The following is a 16,467-nucleotide window of genomic DNA, read 5'->3' as shown; positions in this document are numbered from 1 at the left end:
GGGGCGGAGAGGGCAGGATTCGAACCTGCGTGGACCCCCGTGGGGGTCCGACCTTGAGGCGTGCTCGCTGGTCACCGATCAACCACTCCGGGCACCTCTCCTTGTACCCGGCCCCGGTGGCGTCGCCTGGGCCGTTCACGTGAAAGAGAGTGACACGGGTCCCTGACAGGGGACTGATGTCTCCCTGATCTGGGCCGGACGGTTACGACGAGCTGATCAGGCCGTCCGTACAGCCACACCGCGCACGGACGTGGAAGCCCTCGATCTCACGGCCGATCGGTTGCGCCACCTCCAGGACGTGTGCACCCAGGCGGCCAACGACTCCCGCGCCCGCGCGGACCGCTACGTCGACCGGGACGATACCGACGGACCGCGCCCGGGGCGCGAGGACGACCAGCAGGCGCACCGCCTGCAGGAGCCCGGATCGCACCGCGGCCGGGAGGCCGGCCACTGAGCGCACCCGATGCCGGGCACCCGATGCTGCGGTGCGCACCGACGATGCACCGCCCCACTCGGCATGGAGTGGACTCCACCGTCGGGGAGTACATGGCATCGTGGGGGAGTGGGCGGCATCGTCGGTGGCGATGCCGCGCATGCATCTGCCCGCTGTTAGTTCGGGGCTTTGGCGCCACCGCCGTGACGGACACGCTCGAGCACATCCTGATGGAGAGCGTTCAACCCGCCGGAGGGGAGGGGGGCGGGGCTGCCGGTGAGTGTGTACCACTCTTCGGCGCCCGCGTACTGGATCGCGATCTGGGCCCTTCCGTCAGCGAGCCGCGTCGTGGCCACGGTCAGCTCGCCCGTGATGACTCCGACCTCGTCGGTCATGGCGCCACCGGGCCCGGCCTCCACGGTGTCGACGAGTGACTCAGGGGTTGTCTCGGCGCCAGCCTTGTTCATGAGGCACAGCCTCTTTCCTCGCGCTGAGTGATCATCCGCATTCAGAGCCTAGCTGCTCGCACTCACCAGCCTGGGCTGATCCGCGCCGCGTCACCCGGTAGCAGGAGGCGGCCAGGCTGGCGGAACGGTTCTCCGTGTCCACTTTGTGCAGCGCCATGCCGCGACCGGGCGACAAAGCAGCAACACGGCTGCGTGCTCTGGTAGTTGATGCATCGTGATCATCTCATCTGTGCGGCGCCGCGCCGCCACCCTGGCCCTGACGTGCCTGTCCCTCCTCGTCACGGCAACCCCCGCGCCCGCATCCGCTGCGCCCCCCACAACCACGGCCGCCTCCACGGTCGTGCGGCGTGACCTGCCCGAGCCGCCGGCCACCGACGTCGCCCTGAAGGAACTCGGCGAACTCACCATCGACGCCCCGCACTCGATGGCCGGCTACTCGCGGGCGAAGTTCCCCCACTGGATCAAGCAGTACGGGGAATGCGACACCCGGGAAGTCGTCCTCTCCCGCGACGGACGAGGCGTCACTCAGGACTCGATGTGCCGGGCTATCACGGGGACCTGGTACAGCCCCTACGACGGCAAGACCCTCGATGCCGCCTCCAAGGTCGACATCGACCACATGGTCCCCCTCGCCAACGCCTGGCGCTCTGGCGCCGACACCTGGACCACCGACAAGCGCAAGAAGTTCGCCAACGACCTCGACCACTCTCAGCTGATCGCCGTCTCCGCCGCTTCCAACCGCTCCAAGGGCGATCAGTCCCCGGACCAGTGGGCGCCGCCGAACAAGGACTACTGGTGCACCTACTCGCGGGCCTGGACCGACATCAAGTACGTGTACGGGCTGAGCATCACGCCGCCTGAGAAGACCAAGCTCACCGAGATGCTCAACACCTGCGACTAACGCCTCGCGGCGGCTACCGCCCTGCATGCCGGCGTCAGGGTGCAGGGCCTGTCGCCTTCCGCCCCGTCTCCCGGGAGATGGGGCGGATGCGCCACCGGGGTCGCGCCTCTGGTCGCACTTCCGGTCGCGCGTCTGGGCGCGGCTCCGGTCACACCTCTGGTCGCGTCTCCGGTCGCAGCGGACCGCCCTCCGGCGCGATCTCACGCAGGGCTTTGACCAGCAAGACAAGGGGCTGTTCGGCGAATTCCCGGAACGCCGACTACTTACCTGGGGAGCCTCCGTCACCGGCATCCTCAACTCGCCGGTCATCAGTGGAACGCTGGGAAGCGTGCTCGCCTCGTACGCCGGGATGGTGCTTCTGGGTTTCTTCCTCCCGCCTCATAACGCTGAGCTGCGACGGGTCGCGCTACGGTGCCCCGGAAGATGGCGGCTCCCCACCACCGAAGCGGTTCATGGACCTGCTGATGCTCAGTCCGCAGCTCCGGCGCCCGCAGAAGACGCAGAGGGCGAAGGCGGAACCACTGCTTTTCGACCGAGCTCCCGGGAACTGCCGGGTCCGGTTCGCCGATGCCCGTCTCCTGAGCTGTGGCGACCACCGCGGTGACCACCGTGGCGGCGCCTGCGACCACCGCGGCGGACCCCGTTACTGAGGTGATGGTGGGTGCACCGGCTCATAGCCCGCCTGGACAGCGCGCTGGCCGCCTTCTCCGGGCGCGGAGGAGGCGGCCAGCGTGTGGGAGAGAGGGCTACTTGAACCAGTAGCGGACGCCGTGATGGTGGGAACAGGTGCCCTGCGAGTGCCGCGAGTACGACAGGGAGGCGTCCTGGCACTTGGCCGTCTCGTACTTGTCCCTGGGCTTTTGGTGGTGTGTCCAGCCGCACACGCCGGTGGTGTGCGGGATGCAGTGGTGCGCGGTGTTGGTCGACGGCAGCGTCGCCGCGCACGCGGCCGGTGCACTGAAGAAGACGCCGGCCACGGCGACAGCCACCGCTGAGACGGCAAGACGAGCGCGCAAAGGAACCCCCCTTGGAGACGAGCAAGTGCAGAGCGACTCTATCCGGGTTTCACCCGCTTACGTGCCGTTTTGGGTTGCTGGACGCGGAGGCGGGCTGCGGAGCCTGTGCCGCCGCCGACCGGAGCTGTCGCGCCTCGCCTCCTCGGCGAGCAGGGCGGGCCGATCGTCAGGCGTCGTGTGAGGGGACGCGAGCGGCGAGTTCGGCGGCGAAGTGGCGGGCCTGGGCGCCTCAGTCGTGATCGGTCGTGCCGAAGTGCTGCAGGACGTCCAGCAGCTGGTGCGCCTCGGTGAGAGTGAGCAGTGGCAGGCGCGGCTCGTACAGCTCCGGCATATCGAAGGCGGGATCGAGAAGTTCGTCCATGTAGGGCGCAACGCACGCCTGTCGCGCCGGTTACGCTCGCCTGAACAGGTATTTCCTTCCCGTGCGCGTGTCCCCAGCCCATCTGTGGGCCCGTGAGGGGTGAGTGAAGGCGGACTGAGGGAGTTGTCGCATCAGGTCCACGCGTGGAGTCTGAGGTTGGCCCGTCAGTTCCCGGTTTTGGCCTTCACGGCGGTCGTGAGTTTGCGTGCGTTCTCCTCGGCCGTCTGTCTCGCTTGAGAGCGGGTATCAGTGGAGGTGGAGAAAATGATGTCGTGCCCGATCCGGGAGACGATTGCGGTGGTCCCCGCGATTGGGTTGACATTGGAGGTCATGTCGATTTCGAGGCTGTCGTCGCTCACGCCTGGCAGTGCTTTCGTCGTTGCTGTGACGGTGATCGGTGCTCCGTCGGTGTCCTTGAAGGTGGAGCAGCTTCGCGCGTACTTCTTGAGGCGGTCCATGGCGGTCCATGGCGGTCCAGGCGTCGGTGCTGCGGTAGGAGTCGATATCCTCGATGTACTCGTTTTGCGCGGCGTTGGCGAAGTAGGAGCTGGCGTAGGAGGCGGCCCCGACGTTGGAGGCCTCAGACCACGTAGTGCTCAGGAGCCATTCGCAGTGTGCTTTGACAGGCTTGGTGAATGGACCGCCGAAATGTGTACCGCTGTTGACTGGGTACCCTTTCTGCACCTTGTATCTTTTGCCTTTGGGTAGGTCGCGGACCGATAGCAGCAGGGTTGACAGGTCTTCCCCGGTCCACACGTCGTGGTCTGGGTCTGCGGACTGGGCGGAAGCCCGCCGGGGGGGCCTCGATGGTCTTGGGGGCCGACGAGGATGAGCACGCACTCACGTCGACCGTAATCGGCACCAACGCCACGCCGATGAGAAACCCTTTGGTTCTTCTACGCATCATGACTTCACCGGGTCAGTTGGCAGGGGCAGATCACGAACACTTGCTCGAACCTCCGTAGCGGGCATCGTTTCGCCTCAGGGCTGGTGGTACTGCTGCCGGCTGGCGAGCGGGTGTCGGCATGCGGGCCCCGGCTCTGGGAGAGCCGGGGCCCGCACCGCGTGGTTGTTTAGCTGAGTTGTGTGTAGGGGGTCTGGTCGTAGTCGAGTGCGCTGATCTCGGATGGGGGGAGTGCGGTGCCGTAGAGCTGGACGTTGCTGATGTCGGCGTTGGCGTATTCGCCGTAGGTGCCCTGGTAGAGGCGGCGGCCGATCTGGACGGGGCCGGTGGCGGGCCAGGGCGCGCCGGCGAAGGTCTTGGTCGCGGTGAGGGTTCCGTTGACGTAGAGGTTGAGGGTGTTGGTCGGTCCGTCGTAGACGCCGACGAGGTGGGTCCATGTGCCGGTGGTGGCTTTGGTGCCGTAGACGGCGGTGAAGTCGGTGCTGGTGGTGTCGTCGTTGTGGCGGCTGAAGGCCCATTTCTGGGAGCCGGAGGAGTAGTACAGCTGGTAGGCGTTGGCGTTGCCGGCGCTGTCGGACTGGGAGACAAAGGTGGAGTTGTTGGTCAGGCTGTTGAGCTTGACCCAGGCGGAGACGCTGAAGCTGTTGTTGTCGGTGGTGGTGCCGTCGGCGGGGTCGGTGTGGGTGCCGGTGGGCAGGGCACTGGAGGTGCTTGCGGCGTAGCCGGTGGTGCCGTCCAGGCCGAGGACGGTTCCGCGGCTGGAGTCGTTGGTCCAGGTGGCGGCGCCGTTGAGGGTGGCGTTGTTGGTGCCGACGGAGTCGGTTGCGGTGATGCCGGTGGCGTCGTTCAGGGGCCAGGCGGCGCTCGCGGCGTTGTAGTAGCCGACCGTCACGGGCGAGCCGAAGGTGGCCACGTGGTTGGTGTCGGGGGTGGCGCCGGGGTATTCGATGAGTTCACCGGCCGGTGTGGTCGTGTAGAGGTCGGGGTAGCCGGCGGTGGTTCCGTTGAGGTTTCCGGGCGAGGCGATGGTCGGGTAGTCACTGGCTGGGAGCGTGACGGGCAGAGCGGTGGCGGCATTGCTGGACCAGGTGCTTGGTGTGCCGGAGGTCCAGCTCTGGGCGTTGGTGCCGTTGCAGGTGTGCAGCTGCAGCTGGGTCCCGGGAGTGAGGGAGGAGCTGGGGTCGTCCAGGCACTTGCCCGATTCGGGGTTGACCAGCGAGTGGTTGGAGCCGGGTGTCCACTGCTGCGCGCCGGTGCCGTTGCAGGTCCACAGGTCGATCGGGGTGCCGTCTGTGGTGCCGCTGTGGGTGACGTCCAGGCACTTGCCGAGCACGCGGATCGAGCCGTCCGCTGCGGGGGTCCAGGACTGGGCGAGGGTGTTGTTGCAGCCCCAGATCTGGATCTTGTTGCCGTTCTGGGTGGCGGAGTGGGAGTCGTCCGCGCACAGGCTGGAGCCGTCGGTGGCGGTGAGCCCGGAGGTCAGCGGGGATGAGACGGGTGCGGTCAGCGACGGGGGCAGGCCATTGCTGTCGGCGGTGAGGGGGAAGGTGTAGAGCGTTCCGGTGTTGTTGTCCCGGGCCCACAGGGTGGGGGTGCTGCTGACGGTTCCGGGGGCGATGAGGGTGAAGTGGGACCAGTCACCGGTGCCGAGCAGCACGGGTGTGGTGCTGGTGGTGCCGCCGGTGGCCGGGCCGAGGTAGCTGCTGTCCTGGGCGGAGCCCTTGTACAGCCAGAGTTGCTTGTTCTCGATCGTGATCAGGTCGGGGTAGCCGGTTCCGTAGACGTCGCCGGGAGCGATCATCTGGGCCACCGAGGACCAGTCGGCCGTGTTGTACGTGTCGCAGTTGTGGGTGTTGTCCGCCGTGGGGAGGCACTGGGGCCGGGCGAGCGGGCCGTAGACGTCGGCGGTGTCGGTGAAGTGGCCGGCGGTGCCCGAGGAGATGGCGCCGTCGTTTTTGTAGACGTACAGGTTGTGGCTGTTTTTGTTGTAGGCGAACAGGTCGTCCAGGCCGTCCTGTTTGATGCTGCCGCGGTGGGTGATCAGGTACTGGTTCCAGCCGGTCTTGCCGTCGGGGCTCTGGGATGTGGTGGAGGCGACGGTGGGGGAGTTGCCGGGGTCGGTGTTGCCCGGCAGGAGCGTGAGGTCGCCGCTCTTGGTGGTGCCGAGCAGATCGGGGACGCCGTCCCCGCTGAGGTCGCCCGCAGTGACCTTGGTGGCCGGGTTCCAGGGGGCATAGAAGGTGTATGTGGCCGGCAGGGCCTGGGTGTTGCCGGCGTGATCCTCGGCTTCGACATAGAGGGTGTGGGTGCCCCATGTCGTCGGGTCGAGCGGGATCGAGGCGCTGGGTGTGCCATTGGAGTTGGCCGTCGCGGTCACGTAGTCGGGGCAGTTGACCGCCGGCTGGACGTCGAGCGCGTAGCAAAAGCGCCAGACGTCGCTGGACAAGCAGGTGCCGCGGGTGCATCCGGTCGGGGTGGGGTCGCTGCTGGTGACGGTGATGCTGCTGGTCTGCCCGGCGTACCCGGTGGGTGTCTGGCCGCTTCCGGAGGGCGGGAAAACCGTGCTAGGCGTGGTCACGGCAGCCTGGGACGGCGGGGTCAGGTCGACCTTGAAGCCGCACGGACTGTTCCAGGAGGAATAGAGGGTTCCGTCGTAGGCGCGGACCTGCCATCCGTACTGGTGGCCGTCCTGCACGGTGGTGCCGATGTTGATGTGCACCGTCGTGCCGGAGGCGACGTAGCCGCTGCTCGGTGTTGAGACCGTGGCCGCGTTTCCGCTGCTGTTGGCAGTCTGGTCGTCCCAGACGGTGTAGTCGGCCTTGACATTCTCGCCGCTGACGTTGGAGGTCAGTTTGGCGTTGAGGGTGATGTCGCTGTTGTTGCCGTCCAGCGCCGTCTGACCGAGCCAACCGCGGGTGCTGCTGCCGCAGTTTGCGCCGGAGGGGTTTTGTGCGTTGGGTGTGGTGGCCTCGCCGGTCGGAGTGTCGGGCGGGATGTCGTAGGTGGTTTGGATGTAGGGGTTGGTGGAGTACCGCATGAAGTCGATGTCGCTGGTGGAAGAGTCCTCGTCGCCGTACAGGCCCACGGTCCATGTGTCGTCGTTGTGTGCGGCGACGGATGCGATCTGGCCGGTCACCGTGAACTTCACGCTCTGGTCGCCGCAACTGGTGGGCTGATTGACGTAGGCGCCGTTGTAGGCGCTGGTCGGGTTCTTGGTGCCGATCGTGGAGACGACGCTCGGCTGGGTGTCCCAGTACATGCCGGAGGAGATGCGTCCGGTCCACTTGAGCGTGAGGGGTGCGGTGTGCGTGCAGCCGTAGGCCTCGGCGTAGGTCTCCGTCAGATGCAGATCTGCCGAGATGATGTGCATGCTGCTGTTGAGATTGCTGGTATCCAGCTCGTAGAACGCGCGCTCGGCGCCGATGCAGTCCCCGTTGGACGAGGCGTAGCGCTGGTAGCCAACTCCTTCGCCGAAGCGCTGCGGGTAGTCGTACTCGTGAGAGCTCGCCGATGAGGAGTCGCAGCCCCGCTGAGCCTCGAAGTAGTGGTTGGTCGTCTCGCTCGGTGCGACGCCCGGGTCGATGTACACCGGCCAGGTGGTGCTGGTGTCGGTGAGCATGGCCGAGTCGGGGGTGAGGGTGAGGCCGCTGCTGGTGGTCGTCATGGTCACCGGCGCGACGTCGGCTCCTGGCGCCGGCCCGTCGGTGGGCGAGGTGGTGCTCGTGGTGTTGTCCATGCGCAGGGACGCGGTATGAACACTGGTCGTTGCGGTTGTTGAAGGTGAATCCCACATCATGGGGGCGCTGGCGGTGTAGGCGGTGGTGCCGTCGGCCGCCTTCGCGGTCATCCCGCCGTCAGCCGTACCGGCGAGGGTGAGTCCTTGGGTGGCAGCTGCCAGGGTGAGGCGGCGCAGATCGGGGTTGGCGGCGGCCGTGGCGTCGTGGACGATCAGCACGTCGCTGAAGCCGCCTTGGTCGCTGATGGTGGCCTGCAGATCGACGCCGGGCAGGACCGAAGCGTACAGCGCGGTGTCCCCGTTGACCGTCGGGGCCGGCAGGGTGAAGGGCACGGAGAGCGCGAGGCTGTGTCCGGCCGGGTCGGTGAGGCTGACGAGCGGACCGCTGCCGCCGCCTGAGAGGGTGACGCCGTTGGGTGTCGCCGCCGTGCTGAACGAGCCGTCCGAGTTCTTCACCAGCGATGCGTCCACTGGTGTCCAGGTGTCGTTCTTCATCACCCGCACCGGCTGGACGTACTCGGTCGTCGTGAGCGATCCGTCCGGATTGGCCGTGGTCGTCGACGTCTCGCTGGTCAGCGAGTCGACCGGGACGGATTTACCGGTGGCCTGGGCCTGCAGAAGGGCGCTTTGCGTGGGGTTGCCGGCGGTGGGGTCGCTGCTGTCCGCGGTGGCGGTCGGGGCTGCCCCGAAGGTCAGCGCCCCCAGGACCGCCATGACGGCCAGGTGGTGCGGCGCGGTGCGCCACCGTCTGCGGTGCAGGTGCGTTCTTCCCCCCATGGGAACCCCTTCGAGGTGTGGATCAGGACTGGTGTCCGGTCCGACGAGCCATCAGTGACGTACGCGTACGCGGGCGGACTGGACGTGCCCCGTGTGTCGTCGCCGGGCGCTGATGGGCGAGTTGAGTGACAGGAGCGGCCGCAGTTCCAGGCGGGACCGCCGGCACAGGGTATTGCCGAACTGATGTCTGATCAATAAGGTTCCTCCGTTTCTACCGTCACTGCGCCGTTACGGGTTCCTTACCGTTTCTTCACCTTGGGGCGCTCGGTAAGAGGGGGGCTTCGAGGTGGGTTCTGGCGTGCGCTGGTTCGCGACTGTGCGCAGACAGATATGGGGGCGTGGGCTCACGGTGGCGACAGCGACCGTCGCCGCTTCCACGCTGGTCGTGTCGGCGGCTGTCGCCCAAGGGGTGCCGGAGTATCACTACGACGGCAAGCTGTGGAGCGCCGGGCCGACCTACAAGACGCCCAGCGTCGGCGGACATCCCCTGACCAGACGCACCGTCAAATCCCTGAAGCCGAACAAGCTGTTGCCGACCTACCGGCCGTCCCGCCCGTCGTGGCCGAGCGCCGGAAGCAGCACGGTCGTGCTGACACGGAGGAACCAGTCCTCTGTCACCACGTCAGCCGCAAAGCGCAAGAGCGGCAGTGAGCCTGCAGCTTCCTCTTCCGCGCGGGCCGGCAACCTGCCGGTGTGGGTCGCTCCGGCCAAGCAGGCGGCGAAGAAACGCGGTGCGGCTCCGAGCGCGCCGAGCTCGGTGCGCGTACAGCTCGCGAGTCATGCCCAGGCCCAGGCAGCTGGAGTGGACGGCATGCTGGTCGGCTTCGCACGCGGCGATGGCGCCCGGTCATCGGGCCGGGTGGCGATCACCCTCGACTACTCCGCGCTCGACAAGGCATACGGCGGTGGGTTCGCTTCCCGCCTGCACCTGGTGACCGTCCCCGGCTGCATCCTGACGACCCCCCAGAAACGCGCCTGCCGGGTACGCACCCGGCTCGCCTCGACCAACAACCCGGTCGCCAAGAAACTCACGGCCACCCTCGACCTGCCCCGCGCCGCGACGTCTGGCACGGCCGGCACAGGCATCCACGCCGACGCCACGGCCGGATCCGCCTCGATGGCGCCGATGACGGCCGTCGAGGCGATCTCCGGAACGTCCGGCTCGCAGGGCGACTACACGGCCACCAGCCTGAACCCCTCGGGCAGCTGGACCGCCAACGGGACGGGCGCGTTCACCTACTCCTACCCGATCTCCGTACCGCGCTCGCTCGGCGGGGCGGCTCCTTCCGTCGCCTTCTCCTACGACTCCCAGTCCGAAGACGGCGAGACCTCCGCCCGCAACTCCCAGTCGTCGTGGATCGGTGACGGCTGGTCGTACTCGCCCGGCTACATCGAGCGCTCCTACAAGCCGTGCAAGCAGGACGGCATCAGCGACTCCGCCGACCTGTGCTGGGGCGGCTGGCTCGCCACCCTCTCCCTGGGCGGCCACTCCGGCACCCTGGTCCGCGACGACTCCAGCAACTCCGCCACGCCGACAGCGAACCAGACCTGGCACCTGCAGGGTGACGACGGAACGAAGATCGAGGAACTCGGCGGCGCCGACAACGGCCTGTGGAACGGCGAGTACTTCAAGGTCACCACGACCGACGGCACCGCCTACTACTTCGGGCGCAACCACGCCCCCGGAACCACCTCGGACGCCGCCACCAACAGCGCCTGGGGCGAACCGGTCTACAGCCCCAAGTCGACAGATCCCTGCTACGACTCCGGTCAGGGCAAGGACTCCCAGTGCACGATGGGCTACCGGTTCAACCTCGACTTCGTCGTCGACCCGCACGCCAACGTCCAGCGCTACACCTACGCCACCGAGACCAACTACTACGACCGCGGCGGCGGCCAGGTGGCCGCCACCGGCGGTTCCGGAACGCTGACCAAGTACGTCCGCGGCGGCTACCTGACCGAGATCGACTACGGCTACCAGCTGGCGGACGAGAACGCCGGAAGCAAGCCCGGCGCACGCGTGCTGTTCAACACCGCCCAGCGCTGCCAGACCTCGTCGACCTTCACCGACTGCTCGTACTCCAACCTCAACGACAAGACCGCCACCAACTGGCCGGACGTTCCCTACGACCTGAACTGCGCATCGACCGACACCACATCCGGCACCGGCTCGAACGTCTGCCTGACCACGGCCCCGTCCTTCTGGTCCACCGATCGGCTGGACTCGGTCGTCACCCAGGTCAACGTCGGCGGCACCCTGACAGATGTCGACAGCTATCAGCTGACCCAGACGTACTCCGACGCCGGCGGCACCGTCGACCCGGTCACCGGCCAGACCGGCAAAGACGCGGCCGACGCAGGCGAGCTGCAGTCCGTGATGTGGCTCAGCTCCATCCAGCACACCGGCAACGACACCACCGGTGGCGGCAGCAGCAGTGCGATCACGCAGCCGAAGGTCAGCTTCCTCGGCACTGAGATCGACAACCGGGTCGACGGCGGCAACGAACCGGCGCTGTTCCACCCGAGGATCTCCTCCATCACCACGGAAACCGGCGAGTCCATCGCCGTCACCTACAGCGACCCGGACTGCTCCCGGCTGAACCACACGATGCCGTCCTCGCCCGATGCCGACACCATGTCCTGCTACAACGTGTACTGGACCGTCCCCGGCGGGGTCACACCTGTCTCCGACTGGTTCAACAAGACCCGGGTCAAGACGGTCGACGTCTCCGACCTGACCAGCACGGGCTCACCCACACAGGTCTCTAACTACACGTACTCCGGGGCCGCCTGGCATCGCGACGACTCCGAACTGACCGACGACACCTACCGCACGTGGGACCAGTTCCGCGGCTACCGCACCGTCACCGTCACCACCGGTGCAGGATCCGATCCGATCACCCAGAAGACCACCACGTACCTGCAGGGCATGGACGGTGATGTCCGCGCGGACGGGTCCAAGCGCTCGGTCAGCGTGACGGACAGCGTCGGCGACACCGTCACCGACAGCGACTGGCTGAGCGGGACCCCGCTGGAAGCCGACACCTACACCGCTGCCGGCGGCAGTATCGACGCCAAACAGATCGATCTCCCGCAGTCCTTCACCACCACGGCGACCCACAGCAGCGGCTCCTCGCTGCCCGCCGTCGTCGCCCGCATGATCAAGACCAGCCAGCAGCGGACCTACGGGCTGCTCGCGAGCGGCAGCTGGCGCGAGGCCGAGACCGACACCTCGTACAACGGTGACGCCCTGCCCACCACCATCGACGCCAAGGGCGACGTCAGCGTGGCCTCCCAGGAGAAGTGCGCCACCACCACCTACGCCACCCCGCCCAGCGGCAACCCGATGATGCGCTCCTACCCGGACGAGATCCTCGCCGTCGCCGGCCCCTGCAGCACCACACCGGGCACCAGCACCACCATCTCCGACAAGCGGATGTTCTACGACGGTGACGGCACCGTCGCCAACCCGGGCACGTTCGGCCACCTGGGCACCACCGGCGACCTGACAGCCACCCAGATCATCACGGGCTACAGCGGGGGAACCCCCGCCTACCGCACGACCCAGGCGATCGCCTACGACCCCTACGGGCGCGCCGTCCAGGTCCAGGACGCGGCTGGCAACACCACCAAGACCACCTTCACCCCCACCACCGGACAGCTGCCGACCCAGCTCGTCACCACCAACCCGCGCAACTGGACCACCACCTCCGTCATAGACCCGCTGCGCGGCCTGACCATGACCAGCACCGACCCCAACGGCCGCACCACAACCATCGACTACGACGCCCTCGGACGCCGCACCGCGATGTGGCTGCCGGGACGCCCGACCTCACAAAGCGCCAGCCGAACCTTCGCCTACGCCGTCAACGGCACGGCACCCAACACCGTCACCACCAAAACCCTGCGCGACGACGGCAACTACAGCACCGCCATCAACATCTACGACGGCATGCTGCAGCTGCGCCAGACGCAGTCCACCACCGCCAACAACCAGGCCGGACGGCTGATCTCCGACACCTTCTACGACAGCCACGGCTGGGCGCGGAAAACCAACAGCACCTACTACGAGAGCAGCACCTCCCCGACGACCACCATGTGGGTCGCCGACGACAACCAGGTGCCCTCCCAGCAGGTAGCCGTCCACGACGGGCAGGGACGCACCACCGCCACCCAGCTGTGGTCCAAGGGAACGCAGCAGTGGCAGTCCACCACCGCCTACCCGGGCGTCGACCGCACCGACACCACCCCCGCCGCCGGTGGCACAGCGACCTCGTCCTTCACCAACGCCCTCGGCCAGACCACCGCAACCTGGGCGTACAACGACACCGCCACACCGACCGGCAAAGCATCCGACGCGGTCGTCACCAACTACACCTACACGCCCGCCGGCCAGGTCGCCACGATGAGCGACAACGCGGGCAACAAGTGGACCTACAGCTACGACCTGCTGGGCCAGGAGACCAAGCAGACCGACCCCGACACCGGCACCACCACGTTCGACAAGTACGACAATCTCGGCAACCTGCTGCAGACCACCGACGCGCGCGGCCAGATCCTCTCCTACGCCTACGACGTCCTGGACCGTAAGACCGCCGAGTACTCGGGCGCCTGGTCCGCGACCCCGGACCCGACCAAGGAACTCGCCTCCTTCACCTACGACACCCTGGCCAAGGGATACCCCACCTCCTCCACCCGCTACGTGGGCGGCACCGGCGGAGACGACTACACCCAGGCCGTCACCGGCTACACCACCGACTACCAGCCCACCGGCGCCTCCACCACCATCCCGACATCGACCGGCTTCCCCAGCAACGGCACCGGCAGCAACTCCAACACCTACACCGTCAAGTACAGCTACACCCCCGTCATGGGGCTGCTCTCCGAGGCCGACTACGGCGCGGACGGCGGCCTCCCCTCCGAGACCGTCGGCTACGGCTACGACCTGCAGGGCCTGCTCGACGGATTCGGCGGCAACGGCACCTACCTCGACACCACCGACTACACCCCGCTCGGCCAGGTGACCGACACCCGGTGGGGCCTGTACGGAGAACAGGTCGAGCCGACCTTCTCCTACGACGCCGCCACCGGCCGCGTCACCCAGTCCAGCGTGCAGCTGCAGACCAGTGCCACCTCCGCACTCGACGTCACCAGCTACCGCTACAGCCAGGCAGGCGACGTCACCGCCGTCTCCGACGCCCAGTCCGGCGGCACCACGGACACCCAGTGCTACACCTACGACCACCTGAACCGACTGACGACAGCCTGGACCGACACCGCAGGCCTCACCACCGCCGGGGCCGGCAGCACCGGCGGATGCACGACCAGCACCCCCTCGGCTCCCACCGTCGGCGGCCCGGCCCCGTACTGGCAGTCGTACACCTACAACGCCCTGGGTGACCGAACCCAGCAGGTGCAGCACGACCCCTCCGGCACCACCGCCAACGACGTCACCCAGACGGCGACCTACCCCGGCAGCGGAACCTCCCCCGCCACCCTCGCCAACGCCGCCACCAAGATCACCACCACCGGACCGGGCGGCACAGCCACGATGACCCCGGCCTACAACGGAGCCGGCGGCACCACCGGCCGAATGGTCACCATGACGGGCCCGCTCGTCTCCGGCCTGACCCGCTCGGGCACGAAACTGTGCGTCGACGACTCCTCCTCCGCCACCACCGACGGCAACAAGATCGACCTGTGGACCTGCAACGGCTCCGGCGCCGAGCAGTGGACGATCGGCACCGACGGCACAGTGCGCGTGCTGGGCAAGTGCCTCGACGCATCAGGTGGCGGTACGACCAACGGCACCAAGACCGACCTGTACACCTGCAACGGCAGCGCCGGTCAGCAGTGGAAGGCCGGCGCGAACGGCTCCCTGGTCAACACCGCGTCTGGCAAGTGCCTGGACGATCCGTCGTCCTCGACCACCAACGGCACCCAGCTGCAGATCTGGACCTGCAACGGGACGTCGGCGCAGCGCTGGACGAACGCGACCATGGGCGCCGTCCTGCCCGGCGCCACCCAGTCCTTCGCCTATGACGCCGAGGGCCGGACGGCCTCGGTGACCACGCCGTCCGGCGGCAAGGACCAGACCACCAGCTACCTCTACGACGCCGGCGGCAGCCGGCTGCTGCAGACCACACCGACCAGCAAGATCCTCTACCTCTTCGGCGGCGCCGAACAGCTCACCCTCAGCACCGGCGCGGGAACGGTCAAGGGCCAGCGCTACTACCCCGGCCCGGATGGCATCACCGAGGTGCGCTCCTCCGACGGCACGCTGGCCTACGAGGTCTCCAACGCCCAGGGCACGGCCACGGAAGACCTCGCCGCCTCGAACCTGGCGGTCACCCGCCGCTACTTCGACCCCTACGGCAATCCCCGCGGCCCCCAGCCGGCCACCTGGGCCGACAACCACGGCTACCTCGGCAAACCCGCCGATCCCACCACAGGCCTCGACCTGCTCGGCGCCCGCAACTACGACCCCGTCCAAGGCCGCTTCCTGACCGCCGACCCCCTGATGGAGGCCGGCGACCCGAACCAGATGAGCGGCTACTCCTACGCTGGCGACGACCCCAGCACCGGCAGCGACCCCACCGGCCTGCGCCTGGCCTGCGGCGACGGCCCGGAGGACATCCCCTGCCCCACACACGGCTCATCCGGCGGTACGGACTACTCCCCAACCACCAGCGGGGGAGGAAACGGCGGAACCACAACCTCCAGCGGAGGCACCACAGCGGCACCGTCCAGCGGCTCCGCCTGCAACATCTCCTCGAAGTTCGGGTGCGATATCGCCGAGGCCCAGCAGATGGGCACGTACGGGCCGCCGACGTCGGGAACCATGCGCGACTTCCTGGCCGGTGCGCTCGATGAAGTCGTCCACCAAATTGAGCAAATGTCACCCGGCTGGGCGATGATGAACGCCGGGCACGATGTAGCAAATGGTATGACTCCGGGCATTGCGGGGCCGCCGCGGGCCGTCGAGCCGCGCAGCCCGGTGGCGCACATCCTGAAGGCGCACACCAACACGGACGCTTACAAGGCTGGCAAAGCCACGACCGTCCTCTTGGAGGTGGCAGCCAGCGGTGGCGAAGATGCCCCCGAAGCGGCAGCCGCGGCCCTGGCCGACGCCCGTGACGCACAAGACGCCCTCGCGGCAGCGGCCGAAGTCAAGAACGTCGTCAGCGAAACCACCGAAGAGGCCACAGCAACCGCCGCAAAGCCTAGCGAACCTGACGCCGGGGCCTCCGGTAACGGTGAACGCGGCTGCAGCTTTAGCCCGTCGACCCGCGTATTGCTGGCGCACGGCAAGACCAAGGCCATCGCTGCGGTCAAACCCGGCGACAAGGTGGAGGCCGGCGACCCGACAACCGGCAAACACCGAGGCCCCCGGACCATCCAGCACGTGTGGATCAACCACGATCACGACCTCCTCGACGTCACGATCCGCACCAAGGACGGCCACACCGCGACCCTACACACCACCGCCAACCACCCCTTCTGGGACGACACCATCCATAGCTGGGTCCCCGCCGGCAAACTCCACCACGGCGACACCCTCAACACCGCGGGCAACGGCCACGTCTCCGTCACGGCCACCCACGCCACCCCCGGCGCGGCAAACCGCTGGAACCTCACCGTCAGGCAACTGCATACGTACTATGTGATGGCCGGGGCCACGCCGGTCCTCGTCCATAACATCAATTGCCCGACTGATGTGGCTCTTGGCACCAGAACCGCCAACGCCGACAAATGGGCCGACTCCAAAGGGTTCACGCACTACATGGACCCGAAGTACAAAGATAGCTGGATAGGCTATGTGAGGTCTGCAATCGATAACCCTGGGACGACTGTCCATGTTTACACCGAGGG

Annotated in this window: 8 protein-coding genes and 1 pseudogene; 3 read left to right on the top strand and 6 right to left on the bottom strand. The window is 67.6% G+C overall.

What is annotated here, in order from left to right; genetic code table 11:
* Positions 1–4: 4 nt before the first annotated feature.
* Positions 5–101, bottom strand: a pseudogene (locus ACWC0C_RS44875).
* A gap of 149 nt (positions 102–250) precedes the next feature.
* Here ACWC0C_RS44875 and ACWC0C_RS44870 point away from each other — a divergent pair.
* The gene (locus tag ACWC0C_RS44870; RefSeq protein ID WP_450870701.1) at positions 251–454 is read left to right on the top strand and encodes a hypothetical protein; all 204 of its coding nucleotides are present in this window, start codon (positions 251–253) and stop codon (positions 452–454) included.
* A gap of 155 nt (positions 455–609) precedes the next feature.
* On the opposite strand, the gene ACWC0C_RS44865 is transcribed toward ACWC0C_RS44870, so the two are convergent.
* Positions 610–900: a hypothetical protein gene (locus ACWC0C_RS44865; protein ID WP_450870700.1), complete on the bottom strand. Its 291-nt coding sequence runs from the start codon at positions 898–900 to the stop codon at positions 610–612.
* A 220-nt stretch (positions 901–1,120) separates the two neighbouring features.
* Between ACWC0C_RS44865 and ACWC0C_RS44860 the strand changes: the two genes are divergently transcribed.
* Positions 1,121–1,801: a GmrSD restriction endonuclease domain-containing protein gene (locus ACWC0C_RS44860; RefSeq protein ID WP_450870718.1), complete on the top strand. Its 681-nt coding sequence runs from the start codon at positions 1,121–1,123 to the stop codon at positions 1,799–1,801.
* Between the two features lie 746 nt (positions 1,802–2,547).
* On the opposite strand, the gene ACWC0C_RS44855 is transcribed toward ACWC0C_RS44860, so the two are convergent.
* The 4 genes from ACWC0C_RS44855 to ACWC0C_RS44840 all read right to left on the bottom strand — a co-directional run bounded on the left by ACWC0C_RS44855 (position 2,548) and on the right by ACWC0C_RS44840 (position 8,595).
* Positions 2,548–2,790: a DUF3761 domain-containing protein gene (locus ACWC0C_RS44855; protein WP_450870698.1), complete on the bottom strand. Its 243-nt coding sequence runs from the start codon at positions 2,788–2,790 to the stop codon at positions 2,548–2,550.
* 256 nt (positions 2,791–3,046) lie between these two features.
* Positions 3,047–3,178: a hypothetical protein gene (locus ACWC0C_RS44850; protein ID WP_450870696.1), complete on the bottom strand. Its 132-nt coding sequence runs from the start codon at positions 3,176–3,178 to the stop codon at positions 3,047–3,049.
* A gap of 164 nt (positions 3,179–3,342) precedes the next feature.
* The gene (locus tag ACWC0C_RS44845) at positions 3,343–3,636 is read right to left on the bottom strand and encodes a hypothetical protein (RefSeq protein ID WP_450870694.1); all 294 of its coding nucleotides are present in this window, start codon (positions 3,634–3,636) and stop codon (positions 3,343–3,345) included.
* A gap of 615 nt (positions 3,637–4,251) precedes the next feature.
* The gene (locus ACWC0C_RS44840; protein ID WP_450870692.1) at positions 4,252–8,595 is read right to left on the bottom strand and encodes a LamG-like jellyroll fold domain-containing protein; all 4,344 of its coding nucleotides are present in this window, start codon (positions 8,593–8,595) and stop codon (positions 4,252–4,254) included.
* 349 nt (positions 8,596–8,944) lie between these two features.
* Between ACWC0C_RS44840 and ACWC0C_RS44835 the strand changes: the two genes are divergently transcribed.
* Positions 8,945–16,467 (top strand): ricin-type beta-trefoil lectin domain protein (locus ACWC0C_RS44835; RefSeq protein WP_450870690.1); only part of this gene is annotated, 7,523 nt, incomplete at its 3' end.

The organism is Streptomyces sp. NPDC001709 (genome assembly GCF_053596375.1).
Note: the sequence above shows the minus strand (reverse complement) of the source record. Positions and strands in the feature narration are given on the sequence as shown.